Origin of the sequence: Paenibacillus sp. GCM10027628 (assembly GCF_042676385.1) — a bacterium.
GTDB lineage: Bacteria > Bacillota > Bacilli > Paenibacillales > NBRC-103111 > Paenibacillus_E.
Map to the genome: position 1 here is coordinate 1,054,457 of NZ_JBHTHA010000002.1, position 16,101 is coordinate 1,070,557.

Here is a 16,101-nt window from a genome sequence, read left to right on the forward strand (position 1 = left end):
AATCGTCTCGCCAGTCATCGTGTCCACACTATTGCGAAAAGAACAAAAAAATCCCGATTGCATCCGGGATTTTCATTCCTAAACCGATTGCCTATAAGAGCTCGGGGATTCCCCCATTAACCGCTTAAAAGCCCGTCTAAACGAATGCGAGCTGTTATAGCCGACTCGCGAAGCGATCTCATCGACGGTGTACGCATTTCGCCGCAATAATTCCGCAGCATGATCCAATCTGACTTTTTCCAAATGGTCGGACAAATTGACCCCCGTTACATCCTTGAACAATTGGGAGATGTATTTCTCTGGCCGCTCTACCCGTTCGGCGATCTGATATAACGTCAACTCGCAATCCGCATACATTTCGTCTATCACTAGTTTAATTTGCTCGACAGTTCTCGTATGCATATCGTTCTTCCGGCTCAGAATGATGTCACAAAGCGCATCCATGATTGAATTGATCACGCCGTGAACCGATTCGACCGTTTCTGCCCGTTGAACATCGGCGATTCGCTGCTTGATGCTCTCGTAATGCTCCGATTCCAGGAAAGTTTTCTGATCGAGCAGCTTCATGAAGGTGCCCTGCATCTCCACGGAGAGTTGACGCCTCATCTCGACGGAAAGCTTCCGGTTGTGAAAATTTTCATCGATGATGGACTGGATGATTCGCTTCGCTTCATCGATATCCCCCGACCGGATCGTGCCGATAAGCCGAAGCTCCGTCTCGAGCGGGTAATAGTAGGTTATGCTGTCCGTGCGGGTGCTGCTGTACCACAGAATGCCTTTCCTGTTACTATAAACTGCGAACTCAAGCGCCTGTCTAGCCTGCTCATATGATCGGCTGATCTCCATGATCGAAGAGAAGGGGTCTCCAAGCGCCGCAGTAACCGTTATCCGGTATTCGTCGAATACGATCGAAGCAAATTTCTTCAGCGTATGCTCGACCGCAGCTCTGCCGGAGTCGGCAGTCGAATTACCATACTCGCCTTCGAAAATCGCCACAAGCCGGTCAGAACCTAGATCCGTCATTCGGATCGAGCTGTCCAGATCGGCCAAAGCCTGCTTCAAGAGCAGCCTGGCGGCGTTCAGTTCGTTCAACACTTCGACACTATCCATCCCGGTATATCCGTTAATCTGCAGGATGCCCGCACAGCCGGTATCGCTCAATCTAACGTCCGATTGTGAGCCTGCGGCGACGATTTCTTCCTTCGATTGGAATTCGCCCGTAAGCAACCGTTTCAGAAAAGCGTCCCTGATGACCGGGAACTGCCGGGTTAATTCGTTCTCGAGAAGCTTATTCGTAGTGAGCATGGCTGAGATATTGCCCTGAAGAAAATCGTACTCGTTGCGACCCGCAACGCCATCCTTGCCGAATTGCTCCCTCATGACGTTCAGCAGCCTATTGATCGGCGCGCTGTTCCGGTAGGACAGCAGAAGTCCGGCCATCAGCCCGATCAGCAGCGCGGTGCCGGTCACCATCCATGTAATATGCTTGATTTTGTTCGCATTCTCCATCAGCACCGGTCTCGGAATGCCGGCCATGTAGACCCAACCGTTCTTTTGGGAACGTATGCTGATCACAAGATCGTCCCTGTAAAACTGGCTGACCTTGTTCTTGTCAAAACGGGAGTCCGCAGCCATCCGTTCGATCTCCTGCTCGCCGATGCCGATCGAGCTAATCGCTCGTCCCTGTTCGTCGCTGACCTGCACCCATCCGCCGTACTTTTCTTGAAGGTTTGACAGCAAATTAGCGATCGTACGTTCATCGATGATAATGACTACGGTGGCAGGCGACGAACCGTTGAAGCTGTCGAGCGGGAGCGACTGCATATACGAAATTACGGCCGTATTCTCGCCTTTGTTCATATAGGGACGAAGCGGCATGATCTCGCTTCTGTGCGTGCGTTCGAGAATCGTCCTCTCCCATTCCTCGACCGAGAGATCAGTATAATACGAAGACTGGTAATAATTCTCGGGCCGATAATAGGTGGTGCCCGTCGTCACGATTACCTTATAATTGTTTAAGTAGATGAAAAAATTTTGCAAAAAATCGTTCGTTTGGCTGAATGCCGTTACTTCCTTCATCAAGCTCCATATTCCGAACACCTGCGTCTTGTCCGTCGGCTTTGCGTTCATGAGCACGCTCAGCTCAGGGTTAAGCGCCAACTGTCGGGTGAAGCTTTCCACCTCTGCCATTCTTCCTTCGAGAAACTCCTGGGATTTCTGAAGCTGCGTTACACTGCTCTCGATGGAGACGGATTGCGCAACTGAAATCGACGTCTGGTATGACATATAGCCGGCCAAGCTCGGTATGATCAAGATGACGAGATAAGAGACCAGAAATCTGCGAAACAATCTGGAGTGCTTAGGCACGATCTATACTCTCCTTTCGTTTGGATAATGAATGCGTTGCTTGCCGATCGCGAACAATGTATTCTGTCAACTCCGCGAGCGGATCGTCGGTTTTACCCTTCAAATGCAATTTTAGAAAAATCAGTGATAGCGCTTTCAATACAACTAAGTTTAAAGCCTAACCGACTTCTCCCACAAGGTACATTTGCGTTTTTCTGCATCCAAAAATCCCGTTTTGGCCGATGAAGATGAAGTCCACCATTCCCTACACGCCTCGTCCCTAGCGGCTCCTGGCATGGAGCACTAATTTGAAAACCTTATCTAATCCGATATTCTTCAAAGTATACCGCTTTTTATTAGGCGGACAGGGGTTGTTTTCAGCGATGATTATTCTCGCGATCACTTTTACCTTATCCGCCCTGTTATCAATATTGTACCGCCGTCGCAACTTAAGCGGCTGGGAACCATTTATTTTTCAACTAAAGGCTATTTTTGATCTGTTTTAATAATTGCACCAAAACCCTCTGGATCATAGTCCACATCAATGAACATCGTTCCCTCATCCTTTAACAGCAGACCCTACGGTCAAAGCCTTTTCAACCTGTTCACTAAAAAGCACATAAACGAGCACTGTAGGTAGGCTGGCAATCGTCATCGCCGCTCCCATTGCACCCCAATTCGTCGTAAATTGTCCTTGGAAAAAGAGCAATCCTAGTGGGAGTGTCTTCAAAGACTCTTTTGTAATCAAAATTAAGGCCATGGTGAATTCATTCCACGCCGATAAAAACACGAAGATCACCATTGTCGCAATCGCCGGCTTAATAATCGGCAAAATAATCGTGTAAAAAGTTCGGTAAATACTTGCCCCATCCATACAGGCCGATTCTTCCAACTCAACGGGAATACTGCGAAAAAACCCGTAAAATACCATGCTGGAGAACGAGATGTTGAATGCGATATAAGGTACGATTAATGCGCCATATGTATTGGCCAAATGGAAATCTCGAACTAGTATCGCAAGCGGAATCATAATCACTTGAACGGGAATGAACATGCCGATGACCACATAAATGCGAGCAACCTCCTTTATTCGCCACTGCATTCTCGCGACTGCATAAGAAAATGTGACTGAAAGGAGGATTGTACCCACGACGGTTGATGCGGCCACGATTAGGCTATTCCCGAAATAAACAGGTACGTTAAACCGTGACCAGGCATCCATATAATTTTCAAACCGGAAGTGCGTCGGAAATCCAAAAGGATTTGTCACAAAAATCTCGTTATTATTTTTTAACGAATAGAACACCATCCAGAGAAGGGGGTACACGCTTAACGCCGCATATATCCATAAAAACGCTCCGAGAAGCGGATTCTTCTTTCTTAGTTTTATCATCGCTTGCATCCTCAGCACTCCTTAAAATGTTATCCGCTCGCGAGCGATAAGTCGGTTAATAGCCAATGTTACAATCAAACATTCGATGACCAGAAAGGCAGCAGATGCGCTTCCGTACCCAAACTCTCCGACTCTAAAGGCCGAGCGATACATCAGATACGTCAGTGTATAGGTGGAGTTTCCAGGTCCGCCTCCCGTCATGATAAACATATTTGCGAATGCATTCAGACCGCCAGTAATGGCCAGTACCAAGCAAAATTTGTACGTTTCAGCAAGCATTGGTATCGTGATTTTCAAATGCGCTTTAATCTTAGTTGCTCCATCGATGCGCGCTGCCTCGAGATACTGTTCCGGCACTGATTTGACCGCTGCCAACAGCAGTGCAAACTGATAGCCCATGTATTGCCAAGCATTCACAAAAGCGATCGCGAAGATAGCTGTCTTGCTATTTGTCAGCCAATCTTGCCGATAAGAGATGCCTAGCACCTCGAAAAGTTTATTAATGAGGCCATACTCGCTGTTATACATGGCGAGCCAAAGCTGACAGACGACTGTGATCGATAAAACGACAGGAATAAAATAGCTGATGCGCAGCAGCTTACTACTTTTGAAACCCTCAGCTACCGCGAAAGCCAACACGGTACCAATTCCGATCTGAACGATGGCCAAAATAGCTGCAAACACTAGGCCGTTATATAGCGATGTGTAAAATATATTGTCTTGAAACAACCGGATATAATTATCAAGAAATATAAAAGTGCCCTGACTTAGGCCATCCCAATCGAAAGTACTGCGATAGAACGTCTGGATGATCGGATAAAATACGATAACCGTATACAATAGGAGCGCAGGCAGCGTAAATAAAAGAATCGCCGCTTTGTTGCCCATAAATTTACTCATGCCATCACTTCCTCTAATTAGTGAAAAACTCACACTGGTTTCTAGCGATCCAGTGTGAGTCCCCTTCTTTTAAAAATTCTTTATTTCGCTGCAACCACAGCTTTACTCACATCTTTAATAAATTGATCCGCTGTATAATTACCTGTCAACAGGTTTTGCGTAGCATCTTCAAGCGTTGCTTTAAATTTAGGGTTGGAAAGGCCCCAAGAGAATGCAGTTGTGCTTGTGATTTTAGGAATATCTTTCGATAGCTGCTCCATCATCGGCGGGAACTGTTTCACAACAGGCTTATCTACTTTTGTTGCAACAATCGGATTACTGCGATTAGTGAATTTGTATTCGGCATATTTTAAAGAAAGGAAGGATGCTACTTTAGCTGCAAGTTCTTTATCCTTCGTATTCGCAGATACCGCATAGCCGCCAGGACCGCCGCTTCCGCTGAATGCTGTCTTACCCTTTTCGTAAGCTGCAGCGTCTGCCGCCGGAATATACATGTAACCGACTTTATCGCCCAATGCTTTCGTCGCTGCTTCGATCTCCCACTGGCCGTTGATGAACATTGCAGCTCTGCCTTCATGGAATAATGCGGCAGCTTGATCATAATTCAGATTGGTCGCACCCTTAGGCAGCATCCCTGCTTTAACAAGCTCGACGATATTTTCTGCTGCCGTTTTGTAGGCCCCATCTTCGACCTTCGCTTGGCCTTTATCCAGCTTCGTAATGCCGCCTGGCTCAGATCGGGTAACAAACATATCATAAAGGGCTACGCAAGGCCATTTTTCTTTTGCGAATATAGAGAGCGGCGTAATGCCTTTACCATTGAACGTTTTGACAGCTGCCATCATTTCATCATAAGTGGTAGGCACTTTCACGCCACTTTGCTGGAATAAATCCTTGTTATAGTACAAGAGCGCCACTTCATTTCCTGCATATGGGAAGGCATAGGTATGGCCGTCATCGGATAAGAGTGTGTTCATCGCGCTTGGCTGCATTTTATCTTTAAAGCCGAATTTGGTAACATAGTCATCCAGGACGAGAATGTTGTTGGATTTTTTAAAGGTATCAATAAGGTCCAACCCCGCTTGAAAAATATCAGGGAGGTTGCCGGTTGCTGCATAGGTCTTCAGCTTCTGACCGTCGTCTTGCGCCTGAATATCCAGTTCCAGTTCAACGTTCGGCATTTCTTTCTTCAACTCGGCAACAGCGTAGTCATAAGGGGTTTTTGTATCTTCATCAGCATATTGCGCATAGATGCGAAGCTTGACCGGTTTGGCGTCATCCTTTTTGACTTCCGCAGTTGTAGCTGCTGGAGCAGGTGCGCTTGTACCAACAGCATCCTTCGTTGTATTCGAGGAGCTGCATGCCGCCAGACTTGATACAGCCAGCATACTTGCAAGAGTTACTGCCATTTTCTTCATTTTTTCGACCTCCCAAGTGAACTTCTCATGTTTTCAATTCCAAGTATAGTGGGAAGCCGGTCGTTTGATAATGTAAAAACTGTGGGCTTCTTGTAAAATCCGCACATCGATCGCTTTGAGTCAGTGCCGGTTGTTTTCGTATTCACTAGGAGAGTAGCCGAAAAACTTTTTAAAGCTTTTGCTAAAATAGCTCGGGTCACTGAAACCGGTCAGCTCGGCAATATCCGCAAGCCGGATGTTGCCCTTGCCCAGCAGTTCCTTCGCCTTATGCATCCGAATATGGATAACATAATCCGTCACGGTCATGCCGATTTCTTTCTTGAAAACAGCTCGCAGATAGCTCGAATTTATGAATACTTGCTGTGCGATTTGCTCCAGCTGCAGCTCGGGGTCCGAATAACTCTGCTCAATAAACGCTTTCGCCGCTTGCGCGATTTTGGAAGAACGCGTCTTTTTGTGTTGGCTAGTATACTGGATTGCCCGCTCGAACAGCTTCTTAATCCACGCCAGAGTAGCGTCAATGGATGCCAGCTTTTTGATTTCACTGTAAGGGAAAAACGACTCACCGAAGCAGTCCTCAATCGGATGTCCGATTTCGGTTACATACGAGAGACATACAGAAATGAGACCCATGCTAATGACATAAGTATAATCAAGTGACAACCGTTGCTCGCGAATTGATTGGAAGATGTTTTCCAATTGCGCATTTACCTTGTCCAGATTATGCATGCGGAGTTGAATCAATAGTTCTTCATTCTCTTCCGCCTTATAAAAAGATTGAGAGCCTGTCTCCAGCCTCTGAGTCCCATAAGCAATGACACGGTCAGTACCGAGTATGAATTTATATTGGAGCGCCTCTAAGGCTTCCAAATAGGAGCTGCGAATCCCTTTATAGCCCGTCTGGCTTCGTCCCACACCGACCGTTATCGTCAATTTCAAATATTTCTTAATTAAAAAACAAAGTTTTTCATAACCGTCCAACGCTGGTATCTCGTGCTCCATCCCGGAACGATGCTCCACCAAACAAATAATCCGGCCCTCAGGTCCGTTGAAAATAAGATGGTTCTCACTCTCTTCAAGTGCCTCGTTCAAAATATTGGTAACCGCATATTTCCAAAGACGCCGCTCGCTCACTTTATTCCATTTTTGGTCCATGTTATCGATCTCGATACAGGCTACGATGAAGCAGGGGGCATCGAACGATTCTCCAAATTGCTGAAGCTTAAACGCTGTTTCCGTATCTGAGTGATCATAATCCGAACCCAAAAGATGATTCAGAAAGCTTTCTTTCATCAACTGCAAATTTTCCTTAAGCGTCGATTTTTCTTCCTGCGCTTTTTGATGCTCCTTTTGCAATTTAATCAGTGTGAGTACCAACTCTTCTTTAGTAAAAGGTTTCAAGATATAGTCCTCGACACCAAGCTTGAGCGCCTTTCGGGCGTAATCGAACTCATTATGGCCTGTAATTAATACAACACTCGTCGCAGGGAAGCGCTCTTTTATTTGCTCTGTAAAGCTTAATCCATCCATAAAAGGCATTGTAATATCGACTAGAGCGATATCAGGAAGGTGCTGCTCTACTTGTTCCAAAGCCTCAACGCCGTTCTTGGCCTCTGCGCATATTTCAAAACCATATGCTTCCCAATCGAGTGCCGTGCGTAAATATTCCCGAAAAATCGACTCATCGTCGACAATCATGATCTTTTGCATCGTTATCCTTCCTCGCTGTGAAAAGGGAGACAAAGCGTAACTTCTGTGCCTCTTCCTAATTCGCTTTCCATTCGAATACCATACTCTTCACCAAAATAAAGCTGTATGCGATCATGAACGTTACGCAAGCCGTAGCCGACCGTATAATTCGCCGCCGAGGCTTCTATGAATTGAAGAGCCTGAAGCCGTTCTTCGGACATACCGATTCCGTCATCCGTTACTTTCATTCTAATCTTTCCGTTTGCTAGTTCGCCTGATACCTTAAGCAGACCGAAGCTTCCTTTTGCTTTAAGTCCATGGTAAATCGCATTCTCTACGAGTGGCTGAATGGTTAACTTTGGGATAAGCCCTGTCATGATATCTGATGCGATGTCTAATTCAAAATCGAACACATCGGAATATCGGATTCGCTGTATGGATAAGTAGTCCTTTACGTTGCGTATCTCTTCCTCGATGGTAATTGTTTCTCTTCCCTTGCTCAAAGCAACACGGTAAAAGTCCGCAAGCGCTTTCGTTGTTCGCTGCACATCCCTGACTCTTCCCATCTCAGACAACGTATAAATGACATCCAGTGTATTATACAAAAAATGAGGCTTAATTTGCGCCTGAATCAGTGCAAGCTCATATTCCCGCTTCTTCTTTTGTTCAAAGTTAATGTTGTTGAGGAGCTCTTGAATGCGTCTAATCATCGCATTGAACCCTGATGCCAGCAAACCAATCTCATCCTCGGAATTGACCTGAAATTCAAGATCCAAATTTCCCTCTTTGACCTTTTTCATATGTTTGGTTAACCCCATAATCGGCTTTGCAATAAGCTTGGACAGCATGCCTGCTCCCAGTAGGGCAAAGAACAGACAAACCGTGCCGATGATCGCAATGAGAAGTGTGATTTTTCGCGTATCCGCTGTGAGGGATTGAAGGGGCACCATGGAGATGAGCTTCCAGCCAAATCCGGGCACATCCGAGCTTACGACAACGGTTTTTCCGTTCTCAAAAGAAGTCAGATCAGACGTATTATCCGTTGACACGATCCATTTTTTCATGACGGGATCTGCTACTTCCTGTAAAAGATCCCGAGGTTCCTGCGACGAGATGACAACCCCTTTATTATCGGCAATGAAATAACTGCCGTCTTGAATCGATCCAATTTTTTTATATATGGCAGCCAGGGTGCTCTCTTTAATGTTAAGTACGAGTATCCCCAGCTTTTGCCCGGTATTAATATTCACGATACGCTTGCCTAGCGTCATCAAGGGTTCATGTGAATCCTGCGTCAAGTAATCCCGCCGCTGCATCGGCAACCAGATATTCGTTCCGCTGGAGGCATCAATTTGCTTTAGCATAGCGCTGTCGATTAAGGCTTCAGGGTTCCGTTCCATGAAAAGGCTCGAACCGTAAACCCGATTGTTCGTATCGATGAAAGCAGCTGATTGAACGTCTGGGAACACGAGCAGCGCAAAGCTAAGCTGATTCGTAATCTGCGTATACATCTGAAGACTCGTTGCCATGGCCCCTGGCGCAAACTGGTCATCCACAATCACCTTATTGAGATTAATCGTCAGCATGTTCGCACAGCTCTCAACATTGGTCAACATTCCAGTAATACGGGTAATAATAAGCGAAGAGTTATCCGATACGTTCTTAATCGTCTTTTTGACAATCGCATTCGTATAAACTTGGTTGGATACAAGACCCAGAACAAACAAAGGAATAAAAATCAATGGAAAATAAATGAATATGATTTTATGGCGGATGAGTCGATTGCGAAACCAACTATTTGGATTTAACCTTTTGAAAAAAAGCATAGATTCCCCCTGTATATTCATAATTCCGAGGGACGGTGCTTCATCCGATGGAGCATATCCACTGCTTGTAAAGTCTCCAGCACGAGCAGCTCCCGCTCCTTTTTAACCTAACAAGTCTTTAGTTTGTATAATATGCATCTTCTATTTATTGTATCGTATTTTTCTAACAGTGGCTGAAACGATCCTCATGTAATTATTGCTAGGATGACCAAACTTGTTAAAGTTGCCATATCGGCAAACGAACCTCGACAATCGTCCCAACACCTTCTTTGCTATGAAAGATGAGACTTCCAGCATGTTCATGAATGATCTTTTTACAAACGGTTAATCCAAGTCCTGTGCCTTTTTCTTTTAGACTGTAAAAAGGCTGCCCAAGTGTTTCCATCCTCTCTTCCGAAATCCCTATTCCTGAATCTTTCACAGAAACTAGCAAGAATCCCTTCTCTAGTCTTGATTCTACTTGAATCTCTCCCCCCTTTGGCATAGCTTCTATCGAATTCTTCAATAGATTAATGAATACCTGTTTCAATTGATTCTCTACGCAAAGAATAAAAGGAAGATTTGGTTGAAGCTGAACTTTCAGAACGATATTATTCATTAATGCTTGAGGGTGTAAAAGGGTCGTAACTTGCTCTAAAATGCCTTCTATATTTGATTCCTTAACACTTTGTGCTTGTGGCTTGCCTAAATAAAGCAATTCGTTTGTAATTGCTTCAATCCGGCATAGCTCTTCGAACATCACATCTAAGTAATAAGGGTTTGATGATTCCTTCTTCAACATTTGTATGAATCCCTTAAGGGTTGTTAAAGGATTTCGAATTTCATGAGCGATTCCAGCCGCAAGCTCACCCACTATGGAAAGCTTCTCAGCGTCTCTTATCACCTCTTCTGTTTTCTTTCTATCCGTTATATCGCGGCTGATGGAAATGATCTTTTCAACTTCGCCATGATCATTATGGATAGGTACATAATGACTTTCAATCCAAACCCACTTACCATTTGCATGTTGGTATCGGTACTCAATTTGAGATGGCTTCTTCTCGGTTATCACGTTAGACCAAACTGGGTTAATAAGCACATAGTCATCCGGATGAACCAAATCAAACAACCGACCTCTAAACTCATCGACATCAATACCAAGAATCAATTCGTGTGAAGGTGACAAATATATTGGCAATCCATTGCGATCTGATACCGAAATAAGATCGGTTGAATGCTCTGCAATTAACCGATAATTAGTTTGACTTATTTCTAATTCTTTCTTAGAACGATGGAGTTCTTCATTTATTTCAAAAATGTGCTGATGAAATTCCATAAAGTGGTACGCAAAAATCGATCCCAATACAAAAGTAACTGCAAATTCCAGAAGCTCCGCATTAATAACACGATCATCTCGTATCCAAAAATCAAAACATATTTCAGCCATGACTCCAACAGAAATGATATACCATTGTTTCGACTTCTGAATTTTGGAGATCATCACGAGTTTTGTGATAAGCAATGTACTAACAATACTCAGTATATAGGATGAAATTGGTAAATTAGGAATGAAAAATACCCAGAAAATTGATACTATTGCGGTAGAAGTAAGAGCTGGAATCCATCCCCCATAAAAAAGTGAGAGAATCACAACAAGTTGCCGTAAATCATCTATGTCGCCTGGCAATCGCTTGTGGACATACATAATACAAGCACCAATCAGCCCATAGATGAAACCAAAGATTAGTTTATCACGATTGGAAGAATGTTTGTTTAGCGGCTCACGATGCTTGGTATAGTATTTTGAAATCAGAATAAATGAAGAAATATGCAAACTAATATATATAATTAACTGTAGTATCATCTTGGTCGCCTCGTTTGATTTTTGTAAAAAAACATGGTTTTGTCGAATAGACCCTTTAATAAATGGTTTAGTACAAATAAAAAATAGGTCGCTCCATAAACGACCTTAAAATACTTCCCCCCTAATGATATTTAAAAACCGAAGAGACGCATTAAGGCTGGCTCAGACTTTTCGGACTCTAAATGAAGATCACGAAGCGTTAAGAGATTTGGTTCGTGCTCGCTAGGAAGGATAAGATCCTGAAGCTAGACGCATTGCCAGGAATCGTATATTGGAAATCAAAACGTGGCTTATGATACTAAAAAAGGAAGATTTGAGATTTTGGCTCTAAGGCAATACACCGGTGAGGAGAACTCTCTTGTTAAGCTACCTACTAGGCACCTATTGTTAGCCGAACTTGAGCCGTTATTTCGACGCAGTTTTTAACAGCACTACCATGGACTTCGACAGCAGCCATCTCAAATCACTCCTAAATTTCGCCATGATTCGACATATTTTTGTGGATATTATATATTATTTTCCGAATATATTAAATAGTTTTGTTTGTGTGAAATAATAATAATTATTTTATAATTTGATCTGTTTCTGCGGCAGCGACTGCAAACAGGCAGTATCCAAGCAAGATACCAGATTTTTCGGATCAGAAAGCTGCGGGAATTGCCCGAACAACTCAGCGTTTTGATCAAATTCATATTATTCTCAAGTCCACCTTTGCTAGCTTCTGTCAAGTTTTACTCAATTAGAGAGCGAATGAAGTGTCACTAACCGAGATTTCCACATGTATTGAATTCCAGATTTAGGGAATTATAAACTAGGAATTTAGTGGAAAGACGAGGTATGCAGCATGGTCAATTACGCGGACAACAAAGGAGAAACGACCTATACAAGCAAGCTTGAGCCTTCTTCTTCCTCTATCCCTGTTCACGTTCAAGCTGCTGTTCAACAGCTAAAGGACGGTTATTTTCAACATGTCGATGATCTCTTCGTCCGTTATAGTAACACCGCGTCGGCGTCATCCGCCCTTATTTATATTCATACGATCGTAAACCCGGGCATCCTGGAACGCGATCTGCTTCCGTATTTGAATCAGGCGGTCGAGCATGCGGATGCTGGCAAGAAGCTGTTCGATCGGCTGAAGGAGTACATTCCGATCGGGCAAATCAATCAAACAACCGACATGGCCCAGGTCGCCGTCATGCTTCTGCAAGGACAAGCTGTTCTCTTTATCGAAGGAGAAACGAACGCGTATTTGTTCCAAGCGCAGCTCGTTCACCAGCGGGCCATCGAAGATCCTTCCACGGAACCGAGCACCTCCGGCGCCAAGGAAGGTTTTAACGAAAACCTGGATACCAATATAGCCCTCTTACGCCAGCGCATCCGTTCTCCGCTGTTCAAGAACAAGAAATATACGATCGGCAATTTAACACAAACGCGCGTTGTTGTCGCCTATATAGAAAGCGTGACGAATCCGGCTGTTACCGAAGAAATCGAGAAACGGATCGGGTCCGTGGAGCTCGATGCCCTTCAGTCCAGCCACCAGCTGATCGAGTTTATCCAGGATCGGCCGTACAGCTTGTTTCCCCTAATCGCCACGACGGAACGTACGGATCGAATCGTTCATCACCTGCTGAGCGGCGGATTCGCGATTATCGTAGACGGGACGCCGTTTGCGCTCTATGGCCCTATCAATTTCCTGGAACTGCTCCATGCGCCGGACGACTACAATTTCTCAGCATGGGCGGGCACTTTTTTCCGGATGCTGCGGTTTACGGCGATGTTGATTTCAATCTTCATGCCTTCGCTTTACGTCGCGTTGACCAGTTTTCATCACGAGCTGATTCCGACTTTCCTGACCTACAGCATCATTGCTGGCCGGGAGCGAGTCCCGTTCCCTGCTATCGTCGAAGTGCTTCTCATGGAGGGCACCTTTGAACTCCTTCGGGAAGGCGGCATTCGCCTACCCAAAATCGTCGGCAGCGCCGTCAGCATTGTAGGTGCGTTGGTTATCGGGGAGTCCGCCGTAAGCGCCGGTATCATCAGCTCGCAGATGGTTATCATCGTATCGATCACCGCCATTTGCTCGTTCACGATTCCTAACTACAGCCTGGGTATCGGTCTCCGCTTGATTCGCTTCGCTTTCATTTTGCTGGCGGGCTTTTTAGGCTTTTTCGGCATCGTGCTCGGTATGATGTTCTTATACCTGCATTTAACCGGTCTTAGATCAGTAGGCGTGCCTTATTTGACGCCTGCGGCGCCATTTCGAAGGAAAGAGATGCGGGACTCGCTCCTGCGCTATCCCGCCAGCAAGCTGAACACCTATTCCGAGTTTCTGGCTGAAGATGGAAGCCGACTTCGATTTCCCGAACCCGTACAATCATCAGATGACAGGAAGTGATCCGAATGAACCTTTCCGAGAAAATGACGCCGTTGCAGGCGGCCGGCCTGCTCGCATTGCTTATCGCGACCCAGAACCATATATTCGCACCTTCGATCATGGCCCACTTCGCCCATGAGGACATGTGGATTTCGTCCTTGCTATCCGCCTCGATCGCCGTCCTCTTTTGCGTATATGCGGTTTGGCTGGCCGGGCAATTCCCGAATCGCACGCTGATTCAATTTCTGACCATTTTGCTCGGCCGCTGGGTGGGCAAAGCCATTGGCATCTTATACTTGGGGTACTTTCTTTGCCTAACGGTGATTTATGTTCAACTGCTAGCAACCAGCTTCAAGACACTCTTCCTGCCGAAGACGCCTCTCATTGTGTTTGTCGTCTTCATCGTTTCGTATTCCATTTATGGGGCGGCTCAAGGGATCAGCGCTTTAGGCAAAATGAGCACGCTGGTCATTCTAGCGCTGCTTTCAACAATGCTGATTCTGATCGCGTGCACGCTTCCGAGCGTGGAGATGACCAATTACCTGCCTATCCGGCAATCCTCTTGGTTCGATATCATTCATGCCTCCCTGTTCAACCTGACTTCTTTCACCCAGAGCATCGTCATCACGATGCTGTTTGCGTTTGTTCAGCCTGACAAGATGAAGAACGCCAAGAAGTACGTGATCTGGGGAAGCGCACTCGCTTTCGGCGTGACCAGTCTGCTCGTGATCGAGGAAATCGGCGCTTTCTCCGCGAATCAATTGGAAATGCTGACGTTTCCAACGGTTGAGCTCATTACCTTGTTCCATTTCGGCGAATTCTTCGAGCGAGCTGAGCCGATATTTGTATCGGTATGGGGAGCCGCGATGTTTCTGGTTATCGGCATGCTGTTCATCAACTGTCTGACGATCATCTGGCATTTGCTAGGCCGTTCCGGCGGATCTGTTTCCAAACGGCTTCCACTTCTATTCGGCGCCGCCGTTCTTTTTCTAAGTTTGTTCTATTTGCCGAATACGCAAAAGCTTTCCTATTTCCTGCTACATAGATGGACCTACTTGTCGTTGGTATTCCAAATCGGGATCCCGCTTCTTCTCGGATTCGCCTGCATGATTGCCAGAAGGAGAATGCCTCATGCGGACAACGCAGATGCTTAAATTAGCGCTGCTGATGTGCGGATGCCTGCTCTTGGCCGGCTGCTGGGACCGTAAGGGGCTTAATGAAACCGTCTTCCTGACGGCCTTCTCGGTCGATAAAGGGAGCCGCGAGAAATACGAGGTCACCTTCCAATGGGTGAATCCGAAAACATTCTCTCAGTATCCTTCCGTCATCAAGGCGCCGACCACGGTCTACACCATCGAAGGAAGCTCGATCGAAGAGGCAGTGGGCAAGCTGACCGAGATCTCCTCCAGATCGCCGAGCTTTTCGCATTTGGAAGCCGTCATTATCGGGGATGAGGTTGCGTGGGAGGGCATTCACGAAATTCTCGACAAGATCGGAAGAACCATTCAAATCCGCCGGAACAAATTCCTGCTGGTGGCCGAGAAGAAAGGCAAAGACTTGCTGCAAGCCAAAACGCTCTTCTCCGTCCCTGCTTTCGATTTAAGGGAGCTCTCAAGTAGTAATCAGACTTCGACGTACTTGCAGGTGAATTACAACAAGTTCATGCAATTCTTTAAAGCTGCGGAGTCGACCTCGTTCCTGCCTATGCTGAATGCCGTCTCTCCAAAGGAAGACCACTCCCCTGAGAAAGGCGTCCGGAACACGCTCCTAAAGGTTGAAGGGATGACCTTCTTTCAAGGCGACCGTGCCGTTTATCGGCTCGATGGCAAACAAACGAAAATGTGGTTATGCGTTCGGGGGAAACTCCGAAAGGGTACGCCCCTCCTTTGGAAAGAAGGCTCCCGTACGCTTGCGACCTTCAAAACCATTTCGCAGTCGAGCAAATTTGACTTGAAAGATAACGGCTCCCCCGGTTCCGCCGATCTCGACATACGCGTCACGGTCAACACGGACGAGATCTACGGAAATGTGAGCACCTCGGACGCGCAGGATATCGAGAAAATGAAATCCGGCCTGGAAGAGACATTAAAGCGTGAGATTAGCCAGTTAATCGCGAAAACACAGCAGAGCGGAAAGGATCTATTCTTATTCGGACGGGACATTCGTACGCGGCATCCACGGAAGTGGAAGCAGTTGAAGGGAGACTGGGCGGATACGTATCCATCGCTTGTGATTAAGGTGAACGTGCATGTCAAGATCGTCAATTCTGGCATGCTGACGCGCAATGTGCTGAATTAATGGCTGGTGCGCCA

At 45.9% G+C, this 16,101-nt stretch carries 10 protein-coding genes; 3 read left to right on the plus strand and 7 right to left on the minus strand.

What is annotated here, in order from left to right:
• Positions 1-78: 78 nt before the first annotated feature.
• From ACFQZT_RS05590 to ACFQZT_RS05620, 7 genes are all read right to left on the minus strand, one after another.
• Positions 79-2,367, minus strand: coding sequence for a helix-turn-helix domain-containing protein (locus ACFQZT_RS05590; RefSeq protein ID WP_379297371.1), 2,289 nt, complete (start codon positions 2,365-2,367; stop codon positions 79-81).
• A gap of 538 nt (positions 2,368-2,905) precedes the next feature.
• Positions 2,906-3,748 carry a carbohydrate ABC transporter permease gene (locus ACFQZT_RS05595; protein ID WP_379297373.1) on the minus strand — a complete coding sequence of 281 codons (843 nt, stop codon included), beginning with the start codon at positions 3,746-3,748 and terminating at the stop codon, positions 2,906-2,908.
• A gap of 12 nt (positions 3,749-3,760) precedes the next feature.
• Positions 3,761-4,639, minus strand: coding sequence for a carbohydrate ABC transporter permease (locus tag ACFQZT_RS05600; protein ID WP_379297375.1), 879 nt, complete (start codon positions 4,637-4,639; stop codon positions 3,761-3,763).
• Between the two features lie 80 nt (positions 4,640-4,719).
• A complete protein-coding gene (locus ACFQZT_RS05605) occupies positions 4,720-6,057 on the minus strand; it encodes an ABC transporter substrate-binding protein (RefSeq protein ID WP_379297378.1) in 1,338 nt (445 codons plus the stop codon).
• A 120-nt stretch (positions 6,058-6,177) separates the two neighbouring features.
• Positions 6,178-7,767 carry a response regulator gene (locus ACFQZT_RS05610; protein ID WP_379297380.1) on the minus strand — a complete coding sequence of 530 codons (1,590 nt, stop codon included), beginning with the start codon at positions 7,765-7,767 and terminating at the stop codon, positions 6,178-6,180.
• Positions 7,768-7,769: 2 nt separating this feature from the next.
• Positions 7,770-9,572 (minus strand): sensor histidine kinase, encoded by a 1,803-nt coding sequence (locus ACFQZT_RS05615; RefSeq protein WP_379297382.1) that lies wholly within the window; start codon positions 9,570-9,572, stop codon positions 7,770-7,772.
• A 217-nt stretch (positions 9,573-9,789) separates the two neighbouring features.
• Positions 9,790-11,415 carry an ATP-binding protein gene (locus ACFQZT_RS05620; protein ID WP_379297385.1) on the minus strand — a complete coding sequence of 542 codons (1,626 nt, stop codon included), beginning with the start codon at positions 11,413-11,415 and terminating at the stop codon, positions 9,790-9,792.
• A gap of 844 nt (positions 11,416-12,259) precedes the next feature.
• Here ACFQZT_RS05620 and ACFQZT_RS05625 point away from each other — a divergent pair.
• Genes ACFQZT_RS05625 through ACFQZT_RS05635 form a run of 3 tightly spaced genes read left to right on the plus strand, consistent with a single transcriptional unit; the run spans position 12,260 to position 16,087 of the window.
• Positions 12,260-13,810, plus strand: a complete 1,551-nt coding sequence (locus ACFQZT_RS05625) for a spore germination protein (protein ID WP_379297387.1) — start codon at positions 12,260-12,262, stop codon at positions 13,808-13,810.
• A 5-nt stretch (positions 13,811-13,815) separates the two neighbouring features.
• Positions 13,816-14,943, plus strand: coding sequence for a GerAB/ArcD/ProY family transporter (locus ACFQZT_RS05630; protein ID WP_379297389.1), 1,128 nt, complete (start codon positions 13,816-13,818; stop codon positions 14,941-14,943).
• On the plus strand, positions 14,921-16,087 hold the full coding sequence (locus ACFQZT_RS05635; protein WP_379297391.1) for a Ger(x)C family spore germination protein: 1,167 nt from the start codon (positions 14,921-14,923) through the stop codon (positions 16,085-16,087). The genes ACFQZT_RS05630 and ACFQZT_RS05635 overlap by 23 nt, the downstream gene beginning before the upstream one ends.
• Positions 16,088-16,101 lie beyond the last annotated feature (14 nt).

Bases quoted from the DNA above. Each gene is read 5' to 3' on its own strand.
- ACFQZT_RS05595 (WP_379297373.1), bottom strand. From the start codon at position 3,748: ATGCAAGCGATGATAAAACTAAGAAAGAAGAATCCGCTTCTCGGAGCG.
- ACFQZT_RS05600 (WP_379297375.1), bottom strand. From the start codon at position 4,639: ATGAGTAAATTTATGGGCAACAAAGCGGCGATTCTTTTATTTACGCTG.
- ACFQZT_RS05605 (WP_379297378.1), bottom strand. From the start codon at position 6,057: ATGAAGAAAATGGCAGTAACTCTTGCAAGTATGCTGGCTGTATCAAGT.
- ACFQZT_RS05610 (WP_379297380.1), bottom strand. From the start codon at position 7,767: ATGCAAAAGATCATGATTGTCGACGATGAGTCGATTTTTCGGGAATAT.
- ACFQZT_RS05615 (WP_379297382.1), bottom strand. From the start codon at position 9,572: ATGCTTTTTTTCAAAAGGTTAAATCCAAATAGTTGGTTTCGCAATCGA.
- ACFQZT_RS05620 (WP_379297385.1), bottom strand. From the start codon at position 11,415: ATGATACTACAGTTAATTATATATATTAGTTTGCATATTTCTTCATTT.
- ACFQZT_RS05625 (WP_379297387.1), top strand. From the start codon at position 12,260: ATGGTCAATTACGCGGACAACAAAGGAGAAACGACCTATACAAGCAAG.
- ACFQZT_RS05630 (WP_379297389.1), top strand. From the start codon at position 13,816: ATGAACCTTTCCGAGAAAATGACGCCGTTGCAGGCGGCCGGCCTGCTC.
- ACFQZT_RS05635 (WP_379297391.1), top strand. From the start codon at position 14,921: ATGCGGACAACGCAGATGCTTAAATTAGCGCTGCTGATGTGCGGATGC.